The organism is Streptomyces sp. NBC_01003 (genome assembly GCF_045162695.1).
Lineage (GTDB): Bacteria > Actinomycetota > Actinomycetes > Streptomycetales > Streptomycetaceae > Streptomyces.
The window spans coordinates 6300639-6324550 of sequence record NZ_CP108707.1; the positions used below are offsets into that span (position 1 = coordinate 6300639).

Annotated in this window: 21 protein-coding genes and 1 pseudogene; 11 read left to right on the forward strand and 11 right to left on the reverse strand. The window is 68.0% G+C overall.

The window, feature by feature from the left end:
• Positions 1-353: 353 nt before the first annotated feature.
• The 4 genes and pseudogenes from OG698_RS28790 to OG698_RS28805 form a co-directional block, all read left to right on the forward strand.
• Positions 354-1085, forward strand: a pseudogene (locus OG698_RS28790) (sigma-70 family RNA polymerase sigma factor); the annotation flags it as partial.
• A 252-nt stretch (positions 1086-1337) separates the two neighbouring features.
• Positions 1338-3413 carry a transcriptional regulator gene (locus OG698_RS28795; RefSeq protein WP_406111335.1) on the forward strand — a complete coding sequence of 692 codons (2076 nt, stop codon included), beginning with the start codon at positions 1338-1340 and terminating at the stop codon, positions 3411-3413.
• On the forward strand, positions 3410-4408 hold the full coding sequence (locus tag OG698_RS28800; RefSeq protein WP_406106420.1) for a hypothetical protein: 999 nt from the start codon (positions 3410-3412) through the stop codon (positions 4406-4408). The genes OG698_RS28795 and OG698_RS28800 overlap by 4 nt, the downstream gene beginning before the upstream one ends.
• Complete coding sequence (locus tag OG698_RS28805; RefSeq protein ID WP_406106421.1) at positions 4405-5337, forward strand: DUF6339 family protein; 933 nt, start codon at positions 4405-4407, stop codon at positions 5335-5337. The genes OG698_RS28800 and OG698_RS28805 overlap by 4 nt, the downstream gene beginning before the upstream one ends.
• Here the strand turns inward: OG698_RS28805 and OG698_RS28810 are convergent.
• The 9 genes from OG698_RS28810 to OG698_RS28850 all read right to left on the reverse strand — a co-directional run bounded on the left by OG698_RS28810 (position 5330) and on the right by OG698_RS28850 (position 15476).
• Positions 5330-6427 carry a DNA cytosine methyltransferase gene (locus tag OG698_RS28810; protein ID WP_406106422.1) on the reverse strand — a complete coding sequence of 366 codons (1098 nt, stop codon included), beginning with the start codon at positions 6425-6427 and terminating at the stop codon, positions 5330-5332. The genes OG698_RS28805 and OG698_RS28810 overlap by 8 nt on opposite strands.
• Positions 6428-6497: 70 nt before the next feature.
• Positions 6498-7178 carry a DNA cytosine methyltransferase gene (locus tag OG698_RS28815; protein ID WP_406106423.1) on the reverse strand — a complete coding sequence of 227 codons (681 nt, stop codon included), beginning with the start codon at positions 7176-7178 and terminating at the stop codon, positions 6498-6500.
• A complete protein-coding gene (locus OG698_RS28820; protein WP_406106424.1) occupies positions 7175-7423 on the reverse strand; it encodes a hypothetical protein in 249 nt (82 codons plus the stop codon). Before OG698_RS28820 ends, OG698_RS28815 begins: the two co-directional genes overlap by 4 nt.
• 113 nt (positions 7424-7536) lie before the next feature.
• Positions 7537-10491, reverse strand: coding sequence for a Z1 domain-containing protein (locus tag OG698_RS28825; protein WP_406106426.1), 2955 nt, complete (start codon positions 10489-10491; stop codon positions 7537-7539).
• A 16-nt stretch (positions 10492-10507) separates the two neighbouring features.
• The gene (locus tag OG698_RS28830; protein ID WP_406106428.1) at positions 10508-11413 is read right to left on the reverse strand and encodes a PD-(D/E)XK motif protein; all 906 of its coding nucleotides are present in this window, start codon (positions 11411-11413) and stop codon (positions 10508-10510) included.
• A gap of 67 nt (positions 11414-11480) precedes the next feature.
• The gene (locus OG698_RS28835; protein WP_406106430.1) at positions 11481-13013 is read right to left on the reverse strand and encodes an ATP-binding protein; all 1533 of its coding nucleotides are present in this window, start codon (positions 13011-13013) and stop codon (positions 11481-11483) included.
• A 109-nt stretch (positions 13014-13122) separates the two neighbouring features.
• Positions 13123-13569, reverse strand: a complete 447-nt coding sequence (locus tag OG698_RS28840) for a very short patch repair endonuclease (protein WP_406106432.1) — start codon at positions 13567-13569, stop codon at positions 13123-13125.
• Between the two features lie 376 nt (positions 13570-13945).
• Positions 13946-14986: an SEC-C metal-binding domain-containing protein gene (locus OG698_RS28845; RefSeq protein ID WP_406106433.1), complete on the reverse strand. Its 1041-nt coding sequence runs from the start codon at positions 14984-14986 to the stop codon at positions 13946-13948.
• A gap of 40 nt (positions 14987-15026) precedes the next feature.
• The gene (locus OG698_RS28850) at positions 15027-15476 is read right to left on the reverse strand and encodes a DUF3592 domain-containing protein (RefSeq protein ID WP_406106435.1); all 450 of its coding nucleotides are present in this window, start codon (positions 15474-15476) and stop codon (positions 15027-15029) included.
• 247 nt (positions 15477-15723) lie between these two features.
• On the opposite strand from OG698_RS28850, the gene OG698_RS28855 reads away from it, so the two are divergent.
• The 4 genes from OG698_RS28855 (at position 15724) to OG698_RS28870 (ending at position 18855) form a co-directional block, all read left to right on the forward strand.
• Positions 15724-16518: a class E sortase gene (locus OG698_RS28855; protein ID WP_406111337.1), complete on the forward strand. Its 795-nt coding sequence runs from the start codon at positions 15724-15726 to the stop codon at positions 16516-16518.
• Positions 16519-16630: 112 nt separating this feature from the next.
• Complete coding sequence (locus OG698_RS28860; RefSeq protein ID WP_100594022.1) at positions 16631-16942, forward strand: DUF6412 domain-containing protein; 312 nt, start codon at positions 16631-16633, stop codon at positions 16940-16942.
• Positions 16943-17076: 134 nt separating this feature from the next.
• Positions 17077-17871: a YidC/Oxa1 family membrane protein insertase gene (locus OG698_RS28865; RefSeq protein WP_406106436.1), complete on the forward strand. Its 795-nt coding sequence runs from the start codon at positions 17077-17079 to the stop codon at positions 17869-17871.
• Between the two features lie 126 nt (positions 17872-17997).
• Complete coding sequence (locus OG698_RS28870) at positions 17998-18855, forward strand: fumarylacetoacetate hydrolase family protein (protein ID WP_406106437.1); 858 nt, start codon at positions 17998-18000, stop codon at positions 18853-18855.
• 111 nt (positions 18856-18966) lie between these two features.
• On the opposite strand, the gene OG698_RS28875 is transcribed toward OG698_RS28870, so the two are convergent.
• Both OG698_RS28875 and OG698_RS28880 read right to left on the reverse strand, forming a co-directional pair.
• On the reverse strand, positions 18967-19431 hold the full coding sequence (locus tag OG698_RS28875; RefSeq protein WP_406106438.1) for a heme-degrading domain-containing protein: 465 nt from the start codon (positions 19429-19431) through the stop codon (positions 18967-18969).
• Positions 19428-20537: a Gfo/Idh/MocA family oxidoreductase gene (locus OG698_RS28880; RefSeq protein WP_406106440.1), complete on the reverse strand. Its 1110-nt coding sequence runs from the start codon at positions 20535-20537 to the stop codon at positions 19428-19430. The genes OG698_RS28875 and OG698_RS28880 overlap by 4 nt, the downstream gene beginning before the upstream one ends.
• A 40-nt stretch (positions 20538-20577) precedes the next feature.
• Between OG698_RS28880 and OG698_RS28885 the strand changes: the two genes are divergently transcribed.
• The 3 genes from OG698_RS28885 to OG698_RS28895 all read left to right on the forward strand — a co-directional run bounded on the left by OG698_RS28885 (position 20578) and on the right by OG698_RS28895 (position 23814).
• Positions 20578-21849 carry an ROK family protein gene (locus OG698_RS28885; RefSeq protein WP_406106442.1) on the forward strand — a complete coding sequence of 424 codons (1272 nt, stop codon included), beginning with the start codon at positions 20578-20580 and terminating at the stop codon, positions 21847-21849.
• 122 nt (positions 21850-21971) lie between these two features.
• Positions 21972-22964, forward strand: coding sequence for a hypothetical protein (locus OG698_RS28890; RefSeq protein ID WP_406106443.1), 993 nt, complete (start codon positions 21972-21974; stop codon positions 22962-22964).
• Between the two features lie 91 nt (positions 22965-23055).
• Positions 23056-23814 (forward strand): GntR family transcriptional regulator, encoded by a 759-nt coding sequence (locus tag OG698_RS28895; RefSeq protein WP_356273168.1) that lies wholly within the window; start codon positions 23056-23058, stop codon positions 23812-23814.
• Positions 23815-23912: the final 98 nt, after the last annotated feature.

The following is a 23912-nucleotide window of genomic DNA, read 5'->3' on the forward strand; positions in this document are numbered from 1 at the left end:
TGGCTGTTGCCGCGCTTCTCGATGAGTGGAGCGAGAGCGCGCTCGCCGAGGCGATGCGGTCCGAGGGCTGGACGTCGACTCCCACGCAGTTGCCCGTACAGAGGCGCGGCCAGGAACAGGAGCCTCTCGACGAGCCGGCGTCATTGGCCGGAGAGGAGGACGCCGACGGCGTAGATGTCGAACTCCTCGAGGAACCCGATTGCGTCGGAGAGGAGCGCGCGGAGGTCGACCACGCGAGCGCCCGCGTTGCCGCGCGAGAGCTTCTGGCCAACGACCGCTGGGACCGGAGACCGCACAAGCGGATCCTCACCGCGGAGGAGGAGGTGGGTCTCTTCCTCCTCGTTCGCCAGGGGATGCCGCTCACCGGAGATCTCCCCAAGGGACATCTGCGTGACCTTCCGCGAGCCGGCGAGGCGAGACGGGCATACGAGTCGTTGGTGGCGCACAACATGGGGCTCGTGTACTCCGTGGCGAAGGGAATGGATCCCGGCGACGACCTCGACAGGGACGACGTGGCGCAATTCGGAGTCTTCGGGTTGATCAGGGCGGTGGAGAAGTTTGACGTCACGCGGGGCTTCAAGTTCTCCACCTACGCGACGAGTTGGATCAGGCAGTCGTCAGATCGAGGAGTTGTCGACAACGGGTTCGTGATGCGACTGCCCGTGCATGTGCGCGACTCGATCAGGAAGATAGCCCGAGCGCAGCGGCAGTTGCGACATGAAGGGGCGGAGCCTGATGTCGTCGACATTCAGAAGGCGACAGGCCTACCCCACGACAAGATCGTCTCGTACTTGAAGCTGGCGCAACGCACCAAGTCGCTTGACGCCCTCATCGAAGTGGGATTCCCCGAGTCCGCCGTAGTCGGCCATGAGGCAGCGTCGGCCACACCGTATGTCGCGTTGCGTCAGCATTTTGCATTGGAGGAACTTCGGCCCCTGCTTGCGGTGTTGAGCGAACGGACCCTGTCGGTGATCATGCACCGGTATGGGCTGGTCGATGGCGAGCGGTGGACTCTCGAAGAGGTGGGGCAGCTCTTCGGAGTCACGCGCGAACGGGCGCGCCAATTGGAGTCGCAAGGCTTGCAGGACATGCGGATTGCCCTGGGTGTCGAGCCGGACACCTCCGCAGCGGCGAAACGGCGCGAGAGAGCGCGTCGGGCATGGGAGGCGGCGGGTCGTGAGATCGCGCCGCGTAGAACTAGGCACGGTCGTCGCGCCTGCCATCACATCAATGCAGGTCCGGAACGTAGTGTGATGACGGGAGTTGGGGATGCGCAAGGAGCGGAGCACGTGGTGACTGTGGAACCGGAATCATTCGGTCATTGGCTCAGGGCACGAATGGACAGCCGGGACATCGGCGAGGTCGAGCTCGCCGGACGGCTCGGAGTCACGCTCTCCCTAGTCGCCTCCTGGTTGGATGGTCGGTCAATTCCGGACGACGGCATGCGAGCGGAGGTTGATTCGCTGCTGAACGTCGTCGATGGTCCCACCCGAAATCCGGACGAGCGAGGAGACCTGGAGAAGGTTGGCTGGTACCACCGGCCCGGTCACCTGGACGGTGGTCGGGAATATGGAAATGCCGCAGCGTTCGCCTTCGATGCCGATGTCGAGGTACTGGCCCGAGAGGCCACCCAGAACAGCCTCGACGAGCGCCTTCCCAACGCGCGACCGGTTCGAGTCCGCTATACGTTGCACGAGCTGACCGGGGAAGCACTCGCGCGCTTCCGAGAGGCCCTCCACTGGGACGACCTCATTCCGCACTATCAGACCGCGGCCACGCAGGATCAGAAGGTCGGGCGGGTCATCGCGGCCGGGCTGCGCGATATGTCCGAGCGTGATCGTCTGGTCCTGTTGAGGGTCGATGACTACAACGCCTCCGGCCTGACGGGCGACGACTACGCGACGGGACGCTTTGCCGCCGTAGTGCGACGCCAGTTGGACAGTCACAAGTCGGGGAGCGGAGCCGGAGGTTCATATGGCCTCGGCAAGGCGACGCTATGGGCGACCAGCCGACTTGGCCTTGTCCTCATGAACTCCACTCTGTCGGAGCCGCACGAAGGCCGCACCGAACGACGGCTCGTTGGGCGACTGGATCTACCATGGCGTGAGGTCGACGGCAGGCCGTGCGCCGGGCCCGCTTGGTTCGGACGGCCGGACCCCGGTTTGGGCGAGGCGAGCGTTGCGCGCTCATGGTGGGCCGACGAAGAGATGACCGAACGCCTTCACCTCACACGGGAAGGTACTGAGCCGGGCACGTCCTTCCTGATCGTCGGAGCTCACGATGTGGCGAGCCTCGTCGAGGCCACCGGGGCGTCGGACGACGAGTCGCTTGAGGACGACGAGAGCGTGCATCTCATGCACAAGCGCCTCGTTCTGGCCCTCGGACGTAACTTCTGGGCTGCGATGACCCCAGGTGCGAACAAACAGCCACTGCTGGAGGCATCGGTTCGGACGCTGCGCAACGGTGTGGAGATCATCGAGGAGGAGCAGGTCGATCCCAGCGTTGCCCAACCATCCCGTACTCGTGCGCTCCGGGCCTACCTGGACGGTACGACTGTGGAGCGCCTGACCGAATCCGGTCAGGTCGCCATGGTCAGTGTTCCGTTGAAGGTTCCGGATCTGGTGGGACAAAAGAGTGGTGGCGAGCACCGGGCCGTGCTCCTCGTGACCGCGGCAGATGACGCCGACGGCAAGCCGAATACCGTGGTGGCTATGCGGGGCAACCGCATGACAGTCAAGACCAGCAGGGTCCCTGAACTGGCTGTGGGCACGAATTTGTTTCAGGCGGTGTTGCTTGTCGGACACGCCGCAGGGGACGAGGCGCCGTTCAGTGACGAAGCGGAGGCGTTCCTCCGTACGTCGGAGCCGCCGGAGCACAACAAGTGGGGGCAGACGGAAGAACTACGGCTGCGCTATTCGCCTTCTGCGTACCGCCGCATCGCGGCCCTGACCCGTGACACGAACAGGGCTGTGCGTGAGCTGATTGTTCTGCCCAAGGCGAAGCGGGGAGCCGGCACCGATCGATTGCGCAAACGCCTCGCCGTGGGTGGCAAAAAGGTCGCTCGCGTCAGTGTGGAGGCCGGCCTGCCGACGCTGGACGACATGGACGCCAGGATCGGCGACGACGGCGCATGGTGTGTCACGGCCGAGGTCAGAGTCCCTGCCGGAGGCGAGTCCTGGCAACTCATTCCGGTGGCCAAGCTGGACGTGAGGTCGGGGCCTCGGCCAGTGGTGTCGTGGTCCGAGCTGGTGGCCGTGGACGGCTGTGAACTGGTCGACGGAGCCCTGCACTTCACACCCGGAGCGCGCCGGGCCACCTTCCGAGGGACGACAGACGTGTCCACGCATCCGGTGCGGACATCCCTCACGGGCCTTGTCGTCGAACTCAGAGCGGGCATGGGAGAGAAGGCATGAGGGCCTATCCGTACAAGAGGCTCTCGGGCGTTGTCGCTCTGCGGGTTACGGCCGTGTCCTTGCGAGGGCCCGGCGACAGCCGAGAACAGCTCGATACGAGCGCCTTTTCGGTGGTGGAGAGAGTGGTTGCCCTGGGGTTGGCCGAGCAGGACGACTGGGAGACTGCTCGCCTGAAGCTGTCTGCCACCGTTCCTTCCAAGGCGACTGAGACCAACGGACATTGGTCCGACGTATCGGTGGTAGCCGTGCTGACGGAGAAGGCCACCAACACGCGGACGACGGTACAGCTGGATTCCGGGACCGAGAGCGGGCGTGAGTGGACGGGTTCGTTGGAGTTGTGTCGCGCCGACCATCTGGAACGTGCCACTCTGTCCGTCCATGTGGTCGCCACGGTCGACGGCGTTCCGGGGCGAGTGATTGCTTCGTCGGAGCCGGAGAAGGAGTGGGCCGTCGACATGACGGCCGAGGCGCCCGTGCGGCAGCGTGAACTAGATGTCGTAGAGGTCGGTTTCCGCGAGGGACCTGCTTGGCTGCGGCCCTTCCGGGATGTGCCCTGGATCGTGGACACGTCCGGTGAACTTCCTGCCGTGCGAGTGAACACCGACTTCGACGGCATCACGGAACTGGTTGGAGGAGACGGCACCTCGGTCGAGGGCATGGTCAGGGACCTGCTGCTAGCGCAGATGTGCACGGACGTATGGACTGCCGTGTTTCACACGGCAATCGGTGACCTCGAGATCGAAGACGACGGCACACCTCTCTTCCCGGACGATTGGCGAGGGGAAGTGCTCCGCGAGATGCTGCCGGACGTCGTACCGGGCCGTTCTGTGGAGGAGGCGCTGCGGGACGTCCATCGGCGCCGCACCGGAACCTCTGGGTGGGTCGATTTGCAACCCCGTATCCACTTCGCCGCCACCCGTAGGGCGGAAGTGCCCAAGGCCTTGTCCACCACCATTCGTGGTCTGGACCGACTCCACCAGGGGAACGACACATGACCGACCGCCCAGCTCACTTGCCCGAGCGTCTCGCGTGGCTCTCCGATCTCAACGCTGCCCAACACCTCACCGAGGGCTTGCTCACGGGCAAGGAAGACGTTCCCGCAATAGCCCTGAACAAGAGCGCCGAACGGCTGCCCGGTGATGAGGCTCGCACCGAACTGGCCCCGGTGCGCGACTTGGTCGACGACGCGATGCGAATGTGCTCGGACGGCAGGCCGACCCAGGCCGACGCCTGGCTCGCCCCCCGGCTCCACGCGACCCTGCGACTCAGCCGCCGAGAAGCCGCCGATCGCAGGTTGTGGAACTACCTCGCGTTGGGCGTGGCCCCTGACTATGTCGTCTGGCGTCACATGCCGGAGCCGAAACAGGACGGGAAGCTGCCGAGCGTCGCGGCCTCCCGGTTTCGCGGCGCCCACTACACCCAGGCGTTCGCCCGACTGTGGTGGGCGGCGGAGCTGTTTCGGAATGGACCCGACTACGGGCCTGCGGTTGTCGCCTGCAGCCATCAGGACATGCTCAACACAGCGCTGAGGCTCGATGCCATTGACCATCGGCCGACGGCTCAGGCGATGGTGCGTCTCATCGAACGGGGCACCGTGAGGATCGGGCGGGAGATCAACGCACTGGCCGGCGTGGTCAACACCTCCGCGGCCACCCTGATGTACGACGTCATCGCGCCGGACGTCGAAAAGGGAGCAGCGCCGCTGCAGTACTGGATCGAGGCTGCGGAATCGGCTGGGGTGACGAGTCGCACGCTGCTTCCCGAAGGTCCGGAGGAGGTGCCCGCACCGGAGCAATCGGTGGATCGACTCGTCGACTACTTCTCGGAGCTCTTCCAGGATGCCCCGGTTCGTGGACGGCCGTTTCCTGAGGCGCAGCTCGACAGATTCGAGGGTGTGTCGCTCGACAAGAAGGAGATCAGCTGAGAAGCGTTTCCTTGCGGGGCTGCCACGCGGCGAGTTCCTCGATCGTTGCCTGCGACGGCGCTCCCCAACCGAGCGCCGTACTCAGGACGTGCAGGGCGAGCCGCGGGGGAACGGCATTGCCGATCTGTTGTGCGGTGTCCGTGCCCGACCAGGGATAGGTGACTGGGAACGACTGCAGGAGGCCTGCTTCGGTGAGCGAGAAGCGTCCGAGATCGGTCCCGTCCTCCGACACGAGACGATTACGGGAGACCTTGCCTGTGACCGTGGCCGACGGCTGGCTGGAGTGCCGCCTGCCACGGGCCTTGGGGTCACCACCGGTGCCGTAGTTGGAGACCACCACGAATGGTTCGGTACGTCTGGGTAGCACGTCGCGCATGGCCACCCATGGGGCGAGGTCCGGATTCCCGAGGGTCGGCGCGACGCCTTTGCGATAGGGCTGATGGGTCGGCGTCGGCAGTTCGGCACGGCCCGTCCTGCGCGCCACCAACACTGCTCGCCTGCGCGTCTGCGGCACCCCGAACTCCTCGGTGCGCAGGACGCCACAGGTCGCTTCGTACCCTTCGCCGCGGAGCGCCTCGGCAAATGCCTCCCACACCGGGAGTACTGCGGGGACCTGCTCCAGGACCACTGCCTCATAGGGGCGCAGGCCCGGGTCGTCAATGGCTTCCAGCGCCCAGCGAAGCGGCTCCAGAACAAGTCCGGTTCGCACATCCTTGAGCTTCTCAAGATCGGTGTCGATCTTGGCAGCCTTATCGCGATCGACTACCCGCTGAACGAATTCGAGAACTGCGTCCAGGGCACGACGACCACTTCCGGAGCCGGCTACGGTGAAAGTCTGGCAGGGAGGGCCACCGGTCAGGACATTTGCCATCGGAAAATCGCTGGGCCTGGACTTTCGCACGTCGCCCTGGACGGTTTCCATCCCGGCACTGAGTCGTGTGGCGCACGCGCCTGGGTCCCACTCGATGCCGGTGGCCTTGACTCCGAGAACATCAGCCGCAACATCCAAGCCTCCCGGACCGGCAAATAGATCCACGATGCGGAAATCCGAATCTGCAGGCTGGGGAGATTGTGATGGTGCGCTGGTCATGGGATTGAAGTGTAGCCGGCAGAGGGCCATGCTCCACCCGCCCGTCGCTGCCTGGGATGCGGCCCGGTCGTCAGGCATCAAGGGTCTGGGCGCTGGCGGCGCCGAGTGCCCTGCCGACGGGTGGGGGCGAAGCGTGGCCGATCTGCCGGTAGCGGGATGTCTTCCGGTCGATGACCTGCCAGTCCGGGGGAAAGCCTTGGAGCGGTGCCGCCTGTGGGGACGTGATCCGGACCACGCCTGTGGGGCCGGCCGGCACCCAAGTTCCGGACGAAGTCGGGGTTGGGTACGCCGTCGGCGAGCGAAATGGCATTGGCTCCCATCCGGGCCCATGCGCTCCGGGTGCCGGTCGGCCCGAGATCGCGCCGTCTCTGTTGGCTGAGATACCCACGAGCGTCGGTGCCACGCATGCAGCCTTGGTCGCCCAGGCGTCGACGTCGGGCCAGCCGCCTGCCGTCATCGACTGCCGTAGGGCGGAACCGACGAAGACGTGTTCAGTGACGTTCGGCACCGGAGGTCGGAACAGGGCAAAGTTCGGCTCGTGCAGGGCGAAGAGAACCCCTTGTCTGCGGATCTGCGGCATGCCGCATTCGGCGGCGTTCAGAACAAACCATCGGAATTGATAGCCGAGGTGCTCCAATTGTTTGCGTATAAATTCGCAGAGATCGTCGAATTGTGGATCACCGGCGAGACCAGGGACGTTTTCGAGGGCGCTCGGATGCACCTCGCTCGCCAGCCACAGAGTGGCCTTCAATAGCCGCGCTCGTACTGGTCCCCGGCTCGCTCGACCGAAGCCGCCGATTTCACGCGGGGCAGCCCGACGGCCAACAGGCCGACGTCATAGGAATATGGATGATCCCGAGCGAGGAAATCCAGGAAGTCCTCCAGTACGTTCCAGGCGGGCCGGTTGGTGCAGGCATCCGCGTCTCGCTCTATCAGGCCCACCGGCAGGAAGTCGTCCTGTTCGAGCCCCAGAGCCTGCCCGTCCGGACCGGGCACAGACCTCGAGCAGGGACAGCGACGCCTTGGACACCCACCTATACGGCCCTCCAGTCCGTCCTGCGGTCGTGGACGTACCACTGGGGAAGGTGCCCGTCTGAGGCTGGCGCATGCTACTTGGCATCGATGATGGCCATGCCTTCGCGGGATTTGTCGATCGTGGTGAAACGAACCACCCTGCTGTCGTCGCCGCGCGCCGTCTTGGGTGCGATGAAGCAGAAGGACATCACGACCTTGCTGGGATCGGCGACTGCCCCTTCGCCGATCGACTCCGCGTTGACCGCCTCCACGATGGGATAGATGGCGATCACGCCGCGACGTTCGGTCGCCCAGCGCTCAGTCGTGGGGTCGTCGCACGAGGGAAGGGCACCCGCGACCCGAAGAAGCGCCGCGCGATGGCGCGGGTTGCTGATCGCGCCGAACAGGGGATCGCGGCGTCGTTCCAGCCCAAAGCAGGAGTACTCCCGTCCATCGCTGGCGAGTGCCAAACGCCCTCCGGACCGAGTGTGTTGAGGTGCCACCACGAACCAGTCCTTGAGCTGCTCGGGAGATTTGCTGATCTCCTTGAGGTAGGCCAGATGCGGGTCGAATTCGCTGCTGCCGGGGAGCCATCGTGCGGAATCCAGTACGTCGACCATCTCGTCGGCGGGGAGCACTCCGGAGAACGCGTCGAAGCGGTGGACGCGCCCGAGCTCGGGAAAGTGATAGGCGAAGGTGCCGGTGTCCGTCAGGCGGTCGAGCACAGGCTTCCACAGCTGTGTGTTGTGGCGCAGATCGACGGACTTCTTGGGGAACGCCGTCGGTTCCTCCCAGCGCCCTGCCGAACGGACCTCCACAAGCTTCGTGTTGTACATCTTGTTCGTGCTGGCGGGCTTGAGCCAGCTCAAGTGCTGTGAGACCAAGGGCGGAACCTGAGCTGGCGTCACCTGAGGCCTGCCATCCACCAAATCGGCGTACTGGTGCAGTTCTGCACGGAACGTCTCCTCGTCCCGACAGATCGCCTCGAAGGCCTCGTACAAGTCGATTTCCTTCTTGCCCATCGTTTCCTCGCGCCCGAGGTAAAGGCGAACCAGATCGCGATAGCCGTTGCGGAAACCGAACCAGCGACCCATCTGCATCAGCGTGGAGGCATTGTTGGTGCGGCGTCGGTAGTAAGTGATCGTGAGCCCCTCGACGGTGAAGCCGCGGGCGAGCTTCTGGCCACCGATGAGGATTTTCCAGATGGCGCGCTTGTCGAAATCGGCCTCGCCAGTCTCGATGTCGCTGTCGCCGTTGACGACGATGATCGGTTGGTCGTCTCCGCCGATGCGGATGGCCGCCGCGCCGATGTAGGGGGTGAGGTCCTCGAACGTCGACGGCACCGCGTAGCCATCGGCGCGAACATGCGAGACAGGTAGGAGATCGGTTTCGAAGAGCTCGCGCAGCCTCTCGCGGCCGGACGGGCCTGTGTAACCCGAGTTCCACCACAACTTAGTGACTCTGCCGAGGAGTTCACGGTGCTCCGCAGTGCGGACCGACTCGTGGATCAGCATGGTGTGGTGCTGGAAATGACGGTCCCCGAGCCCGCCCTTGTCCTCACGGTAGAGCTTCATGGCGGCGGTGAGCACGAACATGTCCACCGCACGTTGCAGTGCGGAGTTGTCGTCTTCGGACGACAGGGCGATGTCGCGAACGTGTGCCTTCTCATTGGAGTTGGCGAAGGTGCGCTCGTCGGCCGGGACTGGTGAGTCGAGGTCGTGGAAGTCCTGGACGCCCATGTATCCGTCGGGACGCGGCAGGGAGACGATGAAGTCCTTGGGGAAGATGTCCTCGGTGTCACTGGGGTCGACGAAGACGTTGGCGAAGGGCGTCGCCGTGTAGCCGACGTACTGGGCGCGCGGGAGTATCCGCAGAAGTTCGGAGATCTTTTCGTTGATGGCGGTTCGGTCGGCATCGGGCTTGTTCGGGTTGGCCGTGTTGACCGATGCCTCGTCGGACTCGTCGTCGATGATCAGTACGGGGATTTCCGAGAGCGGAGTCTTGATCTTGTTGAGATCCTTCACCAGCCTCGCCAGGACGGATTTGTTCTTCTTGGCGACCATGAGCCGGGCCGAGGCTCGGTGCAGGTTGCGCGGGTTGTGGAGTGGGAGCGCCGGTTCCTGCTTTTCGAACTCGAGGGCCACGATGCCCTGAAGGAGGCTCTTGTAGTCGTTATCCCGCGTTGTCATCCGAACGATGTCGAACCCACCCAAAGCGGATGGCAGGCCACCGTGGGTCAGGAACTTTCCCTTGGACCAGGCGGGGTCATCGGCATAGTCGGACTCGTACTCGGCTGCTCCACGCAGGATGTTCTCGCGACCGACAAGCTCCATGTCCAGGCGTCGCTGAGTCTGGGCACGCAGGAGATTGAGAGTGCCGCCGAGCACGATCACGAGGCGGTATCCGGCGTCCACTGCCTTGGCGATGACACCGGTGAAGTTGGCGGTCTTGCCGGACTGCACGTATCCGACGACCAGGCCCTTGGACTGATATGCCTCTTCGGAGGTCGGGTCGGCCAGACGCTCGACAACTCGGTCGGAGGCGGCATCCAGGTTCGCGACCGCTGTCTCCGGCCAACCCTTCGATGACAACAGGCGGCGGTATGCGGGCCAGTACCAGCTGTAGCTCTGCTGCGACTGGGGCTTGTACCAGGGGGTGAAATCCTCGCTGATGACTACGGGGCCCGCTGCTTTGAACACCGGGACGAGTGTGTTGAGGAGCTTGCTTGTTTCCTCGCTGACCCCCAGCAGGCCGAGCACTGCGGCGCGCCGCTCGTCGGTGCGCGGCTCAGTATCCGACCAGGGCGGGTTTTCAGCGTAGTCCCACTGCGTGAGCTGCTTGCGCCACAACTCGACGAGTTGGTCCGTGGCATGAGACGTGTAGAGGATGTTTTGGAAGTCCTCTTCGTTAGCCTGAACCTCCCCCTCGGGGCCCACGTCCTCTGCCTCGTATGCGAGCGCGCGGGCGAGATTCTTCGGACGGCTTGCCTGCATGCTTGCAAGGGCCGACCTATGCAGGGTGAGCCGGACAGTGGCTGCGGTGTTGCTCATCGGAGGTTCCTCGAGCCTAGGGGAGCCGGAAGTCGGCGAAGGATGAAGGGGGTTGGGGCGATGCGGGCAGGTCTGTGACATCGATCGTGTACTGCACCGAGGAGATCCGCTCACGTGCGGCCTCGGGGAGTACTGACATGTCCAGCCGTGGCAGTCCGGCCGCATTGAGCAACAGAAGCGGCGAGCGAGGCGTCCACCGCTCGTCGTCCGGCGCATCATCGGACCATCCGGCCAGGGACAGTTGGCGGTCCAGCTCGCTCAACGAGGCCGGAGCATGTTCGGCGACTTCCGCACGGACAGCTCTTACGCATGCGGCCAGCGTCCGGCCGCTCGTGCCGCCACGGGTGAGATGCAACGAGGCGAGCCACAAAGGGCGTTCCGAAGTCGGAGTGAGCTGGCCGACTCCGTGGATGGTGTGCCGTCGATGCTCGGAGGCGGTGGTCTTCACCTCGAGGTCGTGTCCAGGGAGGCCGAAGTCATGCTCCTCTCCACTGGGCCCGGTCCAGGACTCGATGGCAGGTGCCCAGCCGTATTCGGTGGAGAGGGAGCGGAGCACAGCAAGTTCGCCGATGAGGCCGATACGTTTCTCCACGCCGAGGCCCCGAGGTTTGTCGAGTAGTGCCTGCCATGCCCGCACTGTCTCCGCGTATGCCTGATCGAGACTCCGGTCGTGGGTCACGATCCGATCCGACACCGCGCAGAGGAAGTCGTGGAAGTCCCGGATCAGCTCCGATTGAGTGGTGCGGATACGGGCGTAGCGCTTTGCCCGGTCGGCGAGCTGATCGATCCGAATTGTGGGGAGAGAGCCACGCGGCGGACGGTCGTGCCTGCCCAACTCGACGTGTAGCGCGATGTCCTGGCCACCGTGCTCTATGACGTACGAGACCTGGGGATGCGCATCTGCCGGCGAGAGCGGGAACACCGCCGCCTGTCCCGTGCCGAGATAGTGCTCGACGTCCGACCACAGCACGTGCGGAGCCGTTGCACGATCAGTCATCGTCGCCCACCCGATCGAGCTCCGCGCGTGCGGCGGACACCAGAATCGACTGCCACAGTTGCAGGTTGTCCTTCTCCCGGCTGCCGCTGTATTCCTTCTCGAAGACTTGGTGCAGCAGGACGTACATCAGGGACTTGAGCAGGGGCGCATCGTTGAGTCCGCCGCGTCGACCACCGAGGATCGCCGGGCGGTAGTGCTGGTTCAGAGCGATAGTGCGGTTTTCGCGGTCGATGTCGAAAAAGACGCTTGTGTCGAGCTTCTGCCAGCGGACCGCGATCGGGTCCTCGTAGGGGATGGCCGGCAACTCTTCGGCGATCGTCTCGCGCACTGCCGGATCAAATCCCTTGCCCGCCGGGACGACCGGCTTCCGCGTGGTGCCTGACCGCTTGCGTGCATCGCGGTATGTGGTATCCGCCTGGGTCAAGTACTCGAGAAAGCTGTGTCCTTCGGAGTCGGTCGACTTCTCCAGCGCTGAGGTGAATTCCGGCGAAGTTTCGACTCCGGCCTTCTTCACGGTGAGCCGGAAGACGTCACTGCGTGACGGGGGCAGATCGACGGCCACCCGCGCGAGGGAGAGGTGCTGTTCGGGCTGCCGGAAGTTGTTCCAGCCACCGGCCTGCACCAGGCGGTCGTTGCGATAGAAGTAGAAGCCTTGGCGGTCGATGACGGAACCGACGGCCTTGTATTCGTCGATGTTGGACTTTGGAGTCCAGACATGGGCTTCCAGATCGACGTCGCCGATCGAGGGCACGGACGCGGTGTACCGGCGGGGGTAGTCGGGATGGCCGCTCACCGGGTAGCCGAATGGATTCAGGGGCTCGACGCCGAAGTCCAGATAGACGGTGCCGGTGCGGACGTCCTCGACGGCGATCGTGATGTTGAAGTTGTCGCGTGACAGGAACCGGTGCAGATAGAGGCCGAGGTGCAGGCCGAGCTTGTTGATGGTGCGGTGAAGGTAGCGGTCCGTCTGCCCACCGCCTCCGTGCTTGGGAAAGTCCTTCACGCCGTCCCACCGGATGACGGTGCCCTGCCAGACGATGGGACGGTCCGCGTACCGGTCGAGGAGAGTCTGGGCGTAGTTCGGTTCGACGATGTCGCACTGGAACCCGGAGACCGCACGTTCCATCAGCCAGCGGCGGCCCGCGGTACGGGTGCGCTTGGTGGTGCTGACGACGGTTACGGATGCGGCATGGCTGAGCGAGGCGGACTTCAGCCCCGTGCCGAACATCCCGAGAGCGTTGGCTGCGTAGTCGCGGCGGCCACCGACGGTCATCGCGACATCCAGATCCTCGTCGCTCATCCCCCTCCCGTCGTCCACGACCAGGAGGCTGACGAGCTCGTCGCCGTCCCTGAGGAAGTGGATCACAACATCCTTCGCGCCAGCATCGATGGAGTTGTCGACGAGGTCGGCGATGGCTACCTCGAATCGGTAGCCCTGGCTGCTGAGCGCCTCCATGTACCGCGCATCAGGCGGGAGGTGCTTACTCCCTGCGGTGGGGACGTCGAACTGCCAGTCGGTGGTCATTGCCTCGCCTCGGGAAGTCCTAGAAAATTGTACGATCAATGGTGACCGTAGTGCACAGGTCGGACAACCAGATAGAAGTCCCGAATGATGAACCTTGCCGAATCGCGCTCTAGGAGCGGACGCGCGGATGGCGCGGCGAATCGTCCGAGGCTCCTTTGGCTTCGGCCACGATCCGGGCAACGACGCTTGGGTCTTCGTGTTCCCAGAAACGCAGCACCGTCCAGCCTGCTTCCCTCAGGAGCCGGGTCGTCTCGAGGTCACGCGCCATGTTCTTGTCCAGCTTGGCTCGCCACCACTCGGCGTTGGCCTTGGGCTGAGTTGCGTGTTCGGGGCACCCGTGCCAAAAGCAGCCATCCATGAAGACCGCGATCCTGGCCTTCCCGAAGACGATGTCGATGGTGCGGCGCGGCATCCCGGGCACAGGCACATTGACTCGATAGCGCAGCCCTGAGGCGTGCAGGAGGCGCCGCACCGCGAGCTCAGGAGCTGTGTCGCGGGAACCCTGACGGCTCATGCGGGCCGAGACGGAGGGGGAAGATGGGGCTGCGTTGGGCATACCTCCAATTATCCGACCAGACACGATGTATGGCCGCGTGGCCAGAGTGAGGCCCTCACGAGAAGCCCCAACCCAACCCAGCCCACACCGCTGGCTACGTCTGCAGTTGGGCGGTACGTGCGTGGCGCGGCCATCCTCCGGGTTGCTCAGCTCGTAGCTGGCTATGCCCTTGAGGCCGAGAGGTGCGGTGAATGCCAGCGTTCAAGGGTGCCCGGCGGTATGTCTCAGCCTCGGATGCAGTGGTGAAGCCCATCGGTGGGCCTCGTGCCGGATTTGGGGTGGGTGGGGTGTCGTATGGCACCTAGGGCGACAGCAGCTCGAGCGTCAGCCCGCGCTGGCCGTCGGCCTCAGCTGCCCCCGGGGCCACACCCCGGCTCTACTCCACCCCATGACACTCCCCATACATCCGCCCCGACCCGCACCAGCACTCCGCCCCCCGCTCCGGCGGCCACGGGATCGCGCGGCCTCGGGCCGCCAGCGTCGTGGCGTACTGCGGTAGCAGCGACGCGTCTGTGGGGGACGAGGACTCCGACGCTGCGAACGCCTCGTACGACGGGACCGTGCCCGCGACGATGCCCAGGTTCGGTGTGCCCGAGGCCGCGAGTTCGCGGAGGGAGGACTCTATGGTCGACAAGTGCTCTTCGTAGGACGGGTATTCGGAGGTAAGGGTCGGGTACGCGGCCAGTAGTTCCGTCAGCTCCGTCGACGGCCAGTGCAGTACCGCCACCGGGAACGGGCGGGACAGGGCCTGCCGGTACGAGCCCAACTCCGCGCGCAGGCGCAGGATTTCGGCCTTCAGCTCCGCCGGGTTGTTCGAACCCAGCGCCCACGTCCGCTTCGGGTCGTGGAGTTCGTCCAGGGACACCGCGGCCCGGTGGACCCGGTCGGCGAGGGCGTCCCACTCGTCGTGATCCGCGCCGATCAGGCGGCGTACGCGGTGGCGGCCCAGCAGGAGCGGATGCGTCTCGTACGGCGGGTTCGTGCGCTCCGCCTCCGGCAGGAGCAGCGTCAGGGCCTCCGTGAAGGACTCGTGCGCCGCTTCGAGTTCGTCGTGCGACTCCAGGGCCTCCGCCACGATCACGTACGCGGCCGGGTCTCGCGGGGCCGCCGTCCGGATGCCCGCGATGATCGCGCGGGCCTCCGCCTCGTGGCCGTACTCCCACAGATTCGCGGCCATCAGGGCCTTCACCAGATGCGGCTGCTCCAGCTCGGACGGCGGTCCGGCAATGAGGCCGTCGTACAGCGAGGCCGCGCGCTGGCGGGCGTCCGCCAGTTCGTAGTGCGCCGCGGCCTGGAGGAGCAGCTGCTCGGCGTCCTCCGGGTACAGGCCGGCGATGCGCTCCAGGCGCTCGGCTTCGGCGATGTGGTTGACAGGGTCTACAGGCTCGGCGGGCGTAGCAGGCGTGTCGGGGCGCATGGGTGACACCGTACTGCCGACCACCGTCAGTGGCGCCAGGTCACCACAGGCTCGCGTAGCCGTTGCTTTCGTTCAATACGTACGCCATACGCCCGACCACCACGGCCAGCGTGCCCGCCCACAGCGCCGTCCCCGTCCACAGCCAGGCCACGCACGAGCGGTAGCGGCCGTCGGTGTCCAGGGCCGCGAGAGCGGGGTGCGCCGGGTCGAAGCGGACGCGTACGCGGCGGCCCTCGGGGAGCGCGTGGGCGCCCACCTCGTCGGGGAGTGCCTGTTCGTGTGCCGTGCCGTCGGGCGCCGTCCAGCTGACCACCGGATGCAGCACCGCGTACGACGCCTCGTTCGACGCGACATGGCCCGTCACGATCGCGTCGACCACCGTGCCGGTGCTGCGCCGGAGCGTCTCGGTGACGAGTTGCAGCACCTGTGAGACGGCCAGGACGAGTCCTGCGATGAAGGGGATCAGTGCGAGCAGCCAGAGGGGACCCATGGGGCGCGAGCTTAGGGTGCCGGTCCTTTCACTGGTGACTTCCCTGGTGAGTTACGGAGGCAGGGCCTATCTTGCGGCCGTGCGCGAGCGGAAGTGGGAGTGGCGACGGAAGCGGGACGGGGAGCGGGACCGGGAGCGTCGGCCGGTCGTCGTGCGGCAGGGGCTGCACGCTGGACGCCGTGCGTCCGGGCGGCGCCCCTCGGTTCTGCGCGCGGGACGCCGCGCGTTCGGTCGCCGCCCCTCGGCCCTGCGCCCCCCGCAGGGTCGCCGCCCCTCGGCCCTGCGCCGCACCTTGTGGACCGGCGCCGAGGTCACCGTCACCCTCGGGGTCGTCCTTCTCCTTCTCGTCGTCCATCAGCTGTGGTGGACGAATCGCGAGGCCAGAGCCGGCGCCGAGCGCAAGGTGCAGGCGCTGGAGCACGAGTGGGCGGCCACCCCCGCGGACGGGCGGGGTGACGGGGGCGAGGGCAACGCCTCGGATCCGGCCGGTGACGACACCGCGGCCGGCTCGTCGGGCGAGGGGGACGGTGGCGGGTCCGGGGGCCGGACATCCGTCGACTCCACGTCCTCCTCCCGGGAAGCGCCCCGCTGGGACCAGGCCTACGCCGTCCTCACCATCCCCCGCCTCGGCCTCACCGTTCCCGTCGCCGAGGGCGTCGGGAAGCAGAACGTCCTCAACAAGGGCTATGTCGGCCACTATCCGGCCACCGCCCAGCCCGGCCGTGCCGGGAACTTCGCGCTCGCCGGGCACCGCAACACCCACGGGGAGCCCTTCCGGTACATCAACCGGCTGCGCAAGGGCGACGAGGTCCGGGTCCGTACCCGCAGCGCCGAGTACACGTACGTCGTCGACAAGACCCTCGCCCAGACCTCCGCGCGCGACGGCGGCGTCATCGCGGGCGTGCCGCGCAGCGAGGTCGTGCGCGGTGCCGGGTACAGCGAGCCGGGGTACTACATCACGCTCACCACCTGCACGCCCGAGTACACATCCAGGTACCGGCTCGCGGTGTGGGGGAAACTGCGGTCGATGCGGCCCCGGTGAGCGGGTGGCCGAGAAGGCGCCCCTTCATCCGACCGGGACCCATCCTGTATAACGGGCAGAACGCCACAACACGTGGGCACGGACCGAACAGCGGGAAGGAGGGACGCCGGACATGACGCGCACCTGGGGCACGGCCCTGCGGCCCGCCGCCCTGTTGCTGTTCCTCCTCGTCGAGACCGTTCTCGTCGACACCGGCAGCCTCACCGCCGCCGTCGCGCTCGCCGCGACCGCCGCCGCGGGCTCCGCGCTCGCCGTCTGCTCCCTGCTCTCCGCGCGCTGCGCCCCCGCCGTGCCCCGCACCCGGGTCCGCACCACGATGCGCGACCGTGAGCAACGCACCGCGTTCCTGCCGCAGCGCGATCCCGACGCCCGCGGGCGCAGCCGACCCCGAGCACCCGGCCGTCTCCTCCTGACGGCCGCGTAGGGGACCCGCTCCACCCGCTCCACCCGCAGTCCCCCAAGGGGACCGCAGTCCCCCTGCGGGCCGTCACGCCGATCGGCCGCCCTTCCCGGCGGTCTTCCGATTCCGGCACGACGGGACCCCCGGAGGGCTCACCCATGTCGACGTTCATGTCTGTCTTCGCCAGCCTGGTCGAGCACATCGCCGACCTGCTCGACCCGCTCTTCCACGCCTCGGCGACCGCAGCGGCGATCGTCCTTTTCACCGCGTTCGTACGCCTTCTCGTGCACCCCCTGTCCCGGGCCTCGGCCCGCGGGCAGCGCCAGCGCGCCAAGCTCCAGCCGCGCATCGCCGAGCTGCGCAAGAAGCACAAGAAGAACCCCGAGAAGCTCCAGAAGGCGATCATGGAGCTGCACAAGGAGGAGAAGGTCTCGCCGCTGTCCGGCTGCCTGCCGAGCCTCTTCCAGCTCCCCGCCTTCTTCCTGCTCTACCACCTGTTCTCGAACGGCAGCATCGGCGGCGAGCCCAACGCCCTGCTCGGCCACACCCTCGGCGCCGCGCCGCTCGGCGGGCGCTTCAAGGACGCGCTCGCGGACGGCGGGCTCTTCGGCGCGCAGGGCGTCGTCTATCTGGTCCTGTTCGCGATCGTCGCGGCGGTGGCGAGCTTCAACTACGGCCGTACGAAGCGTCAGATGGCGGCCCAGCCGATGCTGCCGGCCGCCGCGGACGGGCCGCAGGCGCCGGGCGCGGGCGCGATGGCCTCGATGACGAAGATCATGCCGCTGATGTCGTTCATGACGCTGTTCACGGTGGGCTTCGTGCCGCTCGCGGCCGCCCTGTACGTGGTGACGAGCACGACGTGGAGCGCCGTCGAGCGGGCCGTCCTGTACCGCGACATGCCCTCTGCCGCGGCGCTTGCTACTGCCGCGGTGGGGGTCCCCCCTGCTCTTTAAGAGTTTGGGGGAGGTCCAGTCCGTGAACGAGGTATTGCGGACTGGACGAGGACCTTGGACGATCGACCAGTCCTCCGATGGCTGCACCCGTCGCGAGGTCCCTCCTCGATCAAGGGAGTCTCAACCATGAAGCTGCTGCGAGTCGGTACCGCTGGGGCGGAGCGCCCGGCCCTGCTCGATGCCGAAGGTGTCCTGCGTGACCTGGGCGGAGTCGTCCCCGACATCGACGGGGAGCTGCTCGCCGACGACGCGGCGCTGGGGCGCGTACGGGCCGCCGCCGAGTCCGGCGAGCTGCCCGTGCTCGACGCGGACGGCCTGCGGGTCGGCCCGCCGGTCGCGCGGATCGGCAAGGTCGTGTGCATCGGCCTGAACTACCACGACCACGCCGCCGAGACCGGCGCCGAGCCGCCGTCGGAGCCCGTCGTCTTCTTCAAGGCGGCGGACACGGTCGTCGGCCCCGACGACACCGTGCTCGTACCGCGCAAGTCCGTGAAGACGGACTGGGAGGTCGAGCTGGCGATCGTCATCGGGCGTACGGCGCGCTACCTGGAGTCGCACGAGGAGGCCCTCGCGCACATCGCCGGGTACGCGGTGGCGCACGACGTGTCCGAGCGCGAGTTCCAGATCGAGCGCGGCGGCACGTGGGACAAGGGCAAGAACTGCGAGACGTTCAACCCGCTGGGCCCCTGGCTCGTGACGGCGGACGAGGTCGCGGACCCGCAGGCGCTCGGCCTGAAACTGTGGGTGAACGGCGAGCTGAAGCAGGACGGCTCGACGGCCGATCAGATCTTCCCGGTCGCCGAGGTGGTCCGGTACGTCAGCCAGTTCATGACCCTGTACCCGGGCGACGTGATCAACACGGGGACGCCGGCGGGCGTGGCGATGGGGCAGCCCGAGCCGAAGCCGTACCTGCGGGCCGGGGACGTGGTGGAGCTGGAGATCGAAGGTCTGGGGCGGCAGCGCCAGGAACTCAAGGACGCGTAAGCGCTCCGCTGGGTCAGGTGGGGAACTGCGGGGACCCTCGGTCGTTTGTCGGCCGCGGGTTCGTCGTGGCTGAGCGCGCAGTTCCCCGCGCCCCTTATGGGGGGCGCCTGTCTAGCCTGTGATGAAGAGGTCCAGGGCCTTGACCACCAGTGCGTGGTCCTCCAGCTGGGGGAGGCCGGAGACCACCACCGCTCCGATGACTCCCGCGCCCTCGACGGCCAGCGGGAACGCGCCGCCGTGCGCCGCGTACGTGTCCAGGTCGAGCCTGGACGAGTCCTCGAACGTCGTGCCCTTCGCCCGGAAACGGGTTCCGACCAGCAGCGACGAGCAGGCATAGCGCTCGACGACGCGGCGCTTGCGGGCGATCCACGCGTCGTTGTCCGGGGTCGAGCCCGGCAGCGCCGCGTGGAAGAGCTGCTGGCCGCCGCGCGTGATGTCGATCGCCACCGGCGCCTTGCGCTCCCTGGCCAGCTCGACGAGCAGCGAGCCCAGCTCCCAGGCGTCCTCGTAACCGAACTTGGGCAGAACCAGGCGGCGCTCCTGCTCCTCGATCTCCTCGGCCGTCGGCGCGTTCACAGCGTCACCGTCACACCGTCGCGGGCCGAGCGGCGGGCCGCCTCCAGGACGTCGAGCGCGGACGCTGCCTGCTCGGCGGTGACCGGGTTCTCGCCGGTGCCGCGCAGGGCGGCGGCGACGGCCGCGTAGTACGCGGGGTAGGCGCCGGGGAGCGTCTCGACGGGGCGTCCGCCGCCGGTCAGCGGGGATTCTCCGGAACCGATCCGGCCCCACATCGACTCGGGCTCCACACCCCAGGGCTCGCCGGCCGCCGGGATCGTGCCCTCGCGAAGCACTGCCTCCTGCGGGTCGAGGCCGTACTTCACATAGCCGGCCTGCGAGCCGAGGACGCGGAAGCGCGGGCCGAGCTGGGCCGCGGTCGCGGAGACGTACAGGTGGGAGCGGACGCCGTTCGCGTGCGTGATCGCGATGAACGTGTCGTCGTCGGCCGCCGCGCCCGCGCGCCGCACGTCGGACTCCGCGTAGACCGAGACGGCCGGGCCGAACAGGACCAGGGCCTGGTCGACGACGTGGCTGCCGAGATCGTAGAGGAGACCTCCGATCTCTTCCGGGTCGCCGGACTCGCGCCAGCCGCCCTTGGGCTGCGGCCGCCAGCGCTCGAAGCGCGACTCGAAGCGCCAGACGTCGCCGAGCTCGCCGTCCGCGATCAGGCCCTGCAGAGTCAGGAAGTCGTTGTCCCAGCGGCGGTTCTGGAAGACCGAGAGGAGCAGGCCGCGCTCCTCGGCGAGGGCCGCGAGGTCGCGCGCCTCGGCCGCGGTGCCGGCGATCGGCTTGTCGACGACGACCGGGAGGCCCGCCTTGAGTGCGGCCGTCGCGATCGGTACGTGCGTCTTGTTCGGTGAGGCGATGACGATCAGGTCGAGCTCGTCGGCCAGGGGCCACAGCTCGTCGGGCGTCGCCACGAAGCGGATGCCGTCACCGAAGGAGGCGCGGGCCTGCGCCTGCCGTTCCGGGTTCGAGGTGACGACCGTGTCGAGTACGAGGCCGTCGGTCGCGGCGATCAGCGGGGCGTGGAAGACGGAACCCGCCAGGCCGTAGCCGACGAGACCGACGCGGAGGGGGGAGCCGGTGGCCCCAGCCGTACCTGATGTCATGCCTTCAGTCATGCATCCACTTAAGCAACGGTGTTGCCAAAGTGCAAGCGGAATGGACAATGGGGGAGTGAACAGGGCTAACTCCGGGGTCAATCTGGCGGTGCTGCGAGGCCATAACGCCGCACTCGTACTCGATCTGCTGCGCACGGCGGGCGACGAGGGCATCAGCAGGCTCGAACTGGCCGAGCGCACGGGCCTCACCCCGCAGGGCGTCAGCAAGATCACGGCGCGGCTCCGGGAGCAGGGCCTGGCGACGGACACCGGCCGCCGCGCCTCGACGGGCGGCAAGCCCCGCACCGTCCTGCGCCTCGTGCCGGACGCGGGGCACGCGGTCGGGCTCCACCTGGACCGCGACGAACTGACGGCGGTCCTGGTCGACCTCGCGGGCACGGTCGTCGCCGAACGCCGCTCCCCGCTCGCCTTCGGCGCGGGCGGCGACGCGGTGGTGGGGGCGGCGGCGAGCGAGGTGGAGGCGCTGCTCGCGGACGCGGACGCGGATGCGGACGCGGGCGGAGGGGACGCGGATGCCGGAGATCCGGGCCGCCCCTACGCACAGGACCCCTACGCACAGGACCCTGGCGCGCAGGACCCTGGCGCGCAGGACCCCGTACATCCAGAACCCCCCACCCCCCGAGTCCTCGGCGTGGGCGTCGCGCTGCCCGGGCCCCTCGACCACTCCTCCGGCGTGCTGCACCGCGTCACCGGGTTCCCCGAGTGGGACGGGTTCCCGCTGCGGGACGCGCTCGCGGAGCGGCTCGGGCTTCCCGTGGTCGTGGACAAGGACACCAACGCGGCCGCGCTCGGCCTCGCGCTCGCCGGGTGCGGCGACGCGTTCGCGTACCTCCACCTCGGTACGGGGCTCGGCGCCGGACTCGTCCTGGGTGGCGCGCCGTATCGCGGGCCGCACACGGGAGCGGGCGAATTCGGTCACCAGGTGATCCAGCTGGACGGCCCGCTCTGCGGCTGCGGCAACCGCGGCTGCATCGAGGCACTCTGCCTCGCGGCGGTCGCCGCCGGATCCTTCGACGAGGCCGCGCGCGTGCTCGGCGAGGGCGCGGCGAACATGGTCGGCCTCCTCGACATCGACCTCGTCCTGCTCGGCGGGCGCACGGTCGCAGCCGCCGAGGAGCGCTTCGTCGAAGGGGTGCGGGCGGTGCTCGGCGAGCGGGCGCGGCGCGGCGGCACGGTCGAGGTCCCGGTCCTGCGCGCGCCCGGCGCCGCGACCGCGGTCGTCGAGGGCGCCGCCCAGCTGGTCCTCGCACCCCTGTACGGCCGGGCGCACGGTCACTTCCCGGCCAACCGGAATGACAGAAATCTGAGCTGATCGAGCGGAATCGCTCGTGCATCGGGCCGTACGGGGCCCTGCCGGCCCGGCACGCGGCGCGTCGCGCGTGACACGGTCGCGGTGGCAGTACCCTTCCCGCCCCGCGATCACAAAGGCTCCTCATGCGACCGCGTATCCCGCTCGCCGTCACTGCCGTGGCCCTGACCTCCGTGGTGACGGGCGGCCCCGCCCTCGCGGCCGACCCGGTCCCGGCCGGCTCCGCCCCGCTCGAGCCCACCTGCGCCGGCCAGTACCCCGCCGACTTCCCGATCGGCACCCGGATCCGCGGCGGCCCCACGACGTACCACCCCGGCGGCGGCTTCCGCACCTGGTCCCTCGACCTCACGAACAGGACCGATGCCGAGTGCGCCGGCATCCACCCCGTCCTCGTGCTCATCGACAAGAAGCGGACGCTGGCGACGCGGCAGATCCAGCTGGAGTTCTCCGACGGCAAGCGCCACCACCCCGTGCACTTCGAGCGGACCGAGTGGGACGAGAACGTCGGCGTCTTCGACGACGGCTTCCCCGGCTTCCGGGTGGGCCCGGGCAAGACCGTCACCGTCCGGGCCCGGCTCACGTTCACCTCCGACGCCGAGCCGAACAGCGTCGTCGCCAACGCGGCCGTCGTGCAGCGCCGGGACGACGACGGCGACTGGGTGGGGGAGTCGGGCGACTACCGGTTCACGCTCACCGACGACAAGGAGGGCGAGCAGTCCGGAAGGCGCCCCGGCGAGCAGCGCGACGAACCTGACGCCGGGGACGACGGCCTGCTGGAGCCCGGCCGCGACAGCGGCACCGCGAGCGCCCGTCCCACGCACGGGACCGGCCCCACGGACGGCCCAACCCACGGACCCACCACAGGCCCTACCACCGGCTCTACCACCGGCCCCCCGACCGGCAGCGACCCAGGCGCCGGCACCGGCACCGATGCAGACACGGGCGCAGACGCAGACAACGGGGCCGACCCGGGCGACCTCCCCCTCGCGCCCGACGAGCTCGCGCGGACCGGGCCGCCGCGTTCCCTGCGCGGAATCGGCCTCGCGTCCGGCGCCCTGCTCATCGGCGGCGCGGCCCTCGTGGCGGGCTCCCGGTGGCTGCGCACCGACCGCGGGTGAGGGCGGATTCCGGCCACGCCGCCCGCCGCGCGCACCGCGCTCCCGGACGGCCCCCGACACCCCGTTAACAAATGTCTGCGAACATCCCTGGGTGGATTACCCGAACGACCAGGCACCTGGCGCACCCGTACGCGCCGGCATCCCCGAGCACGGCCGCATCCCGAAGTACTACGCGGTCAAGGCCCATGTCTCCGCGCTCCTCGACGAGCTGGGCGAGGGCGAGCCGCTGCCCACGGAGCGGGATCTGGCCCTGCGCTTCGAGGTGGCGCGCGAGACCGTGCGCCAGGCGCTGCGCGAGCTGCTGCTCGAAGGGCGCCTGCGCCGCCAGGGCCGGGCGACGGTCGTGGCCGGGCCCAAGCTGGAGCAGCCGCTGTCGATGGCCAGCTACACCGAGGGCGTGCGCCGCCAGGGCCGCCGCCCGGGACGTACGCTCATCGGCCTCGACCGCTTCCCGTGCCCGCCCGCCCTCGCCGACGAGATCGAGGTCGAGCGGGGCGAGCCGGTGTGGCACATGGAGCGTGTGCTGCTCGCCGACGACGAGCGCGTCGGCCTGGAGAGCACCTATGTCGCCGTGGCGCGGATGCCCCGCCTCGACGTCGACTTCGACCCGGACTCGTCCTTCTACACGTATGTGCACGAGCGGCTCGGGATCGAGTTCGGGTCCGCCGACGAGCGCATCGAGACCGTGCTGGCCACCCCGCGCGAGGCTCTCCTGATCGGCACGCCGCCCGCGCTGCCGATGCTTCTCATTCACCGGGTGTCGTCCGACACGAGCGGCCGGCCCACGGAAAGGGTGCGGACGCTTTACCGGGGGGACCGGTTCTCGTTCACCACGCGTTTGGGCAACTGACCGCCGGGGGGCGGCAGTTGACCCACTTCAGTAACGAAAGCGTAACGGGTCTAGGCCAACCTTGGGTGGCCGTTCACCGTCCCGTTGCCGTGCGGACC

Bases quoted from the DNA above. Each gene is read 5' to 3' on its own strand.
- OG698_RS28850 (WP_406106435.1), bottom strand. From the start codon at position 15,476: ATGGGTCCCCTCTGGCTGCTCGCACTGATCCCCTTCATCGCAGGACTC.
- OG698_RS28860 (WP_100594022.1), top strand. From the start codon at position 16,631: ATGACGCGCACCTGGGGCACGGCCCTGCGGCCCGCCGCCCTGTTGCTG.
- OG698_RS28800 (WP_406106420.1), top strand. From the start codon at position 3,410: ATGAGGGCCTATCCGTACAAGAGGCTCTCGGGCGTTGTCGCTCTGCGG.
- OG698_RS28835 (WP_406106430.1), bottom strand. From the start codon at position 13,013: ATGACCACCGACTGGCAGTTCGACGTCCCCACCGCAGGGAGTAAGCAC.
- OG698_RS28880 (WP_406106440.1), bottom strand. From the start codon at position 20,537: ATGACTGAAGGCATGACATCAGGTACGGCTGGGGCCACCGGCTCCCCC.
- OG698_RS28805 (WP_406106421.1), top strand. From the start codon at position 4,405: ATGACCGACCGCCCAGCTCACTTGCCCGAGCGTCTCGCGTGGCTCTCC.
- OG698_RS28825 (WP_406106426.1), bottom strand. From the start codon at position 10,491: ATGAGCAACACCGCAGCCACTGTCCGGCTCACCCTGCATAGGTCGGCC.
- OG698_RS28845 (WP_406106433.1), bottom strand. From the start codon at position 14,986: ATGCGCCCCGACACGCCTGCTACGCCCGCCGAGCCTGTAGACCCTGTC.
- OG698_RS28810 (WP_406106422.1), bottom strand. From the start codon at position 6,427: ATGACCAGCGCACCATCACAATCTCCCCAGCCTGCAGATTCGGATTTC.
- OG698_RS28885 (WP_406106442.1), top strand. From the start codon at position 20,578: ATGGACAATGGGGGAGTGAACAGGGCTAACTCCGGGGTCAATCTGGCG.
- OG698_RS28890 (WP_406106443.1), top strand. From the start codon at position 21,972: ATGCGACCGCGTATCCCGCTCGCCGTCACTGCCGTGGCCCTGACCTCC.
- OG698_RS28795 (WP_406111335.1), top strand. From the start codon at position 1,338: ATGGACAGCCGGGACATCGGCGAGGTCGAGCTCGCCGGACGGCTCGGA.
- OG698_RS28840 (WP_406106432.1), bottom strand. From the start codon at position 13,569: ATGCCCAACGCAGCCCCATCTTCCCCCTCCGTCTCGGCCCGCATGAGC.
- OG698_RS28870 (WP_406106437.1), top strand. From the start codon at position 17,998: ATGAAGCTGCTGCGAGTCGGTACCGCTGGGGCGGAGCGCCCGGCCCTG.
- OG698_RS28865 (WP_406106436.1), top strand. From the start codon at position 17,077: ATGTCGACGTTCATGTCTGTCTTCGCCAGCCTGGTCGAGCACATCGCC.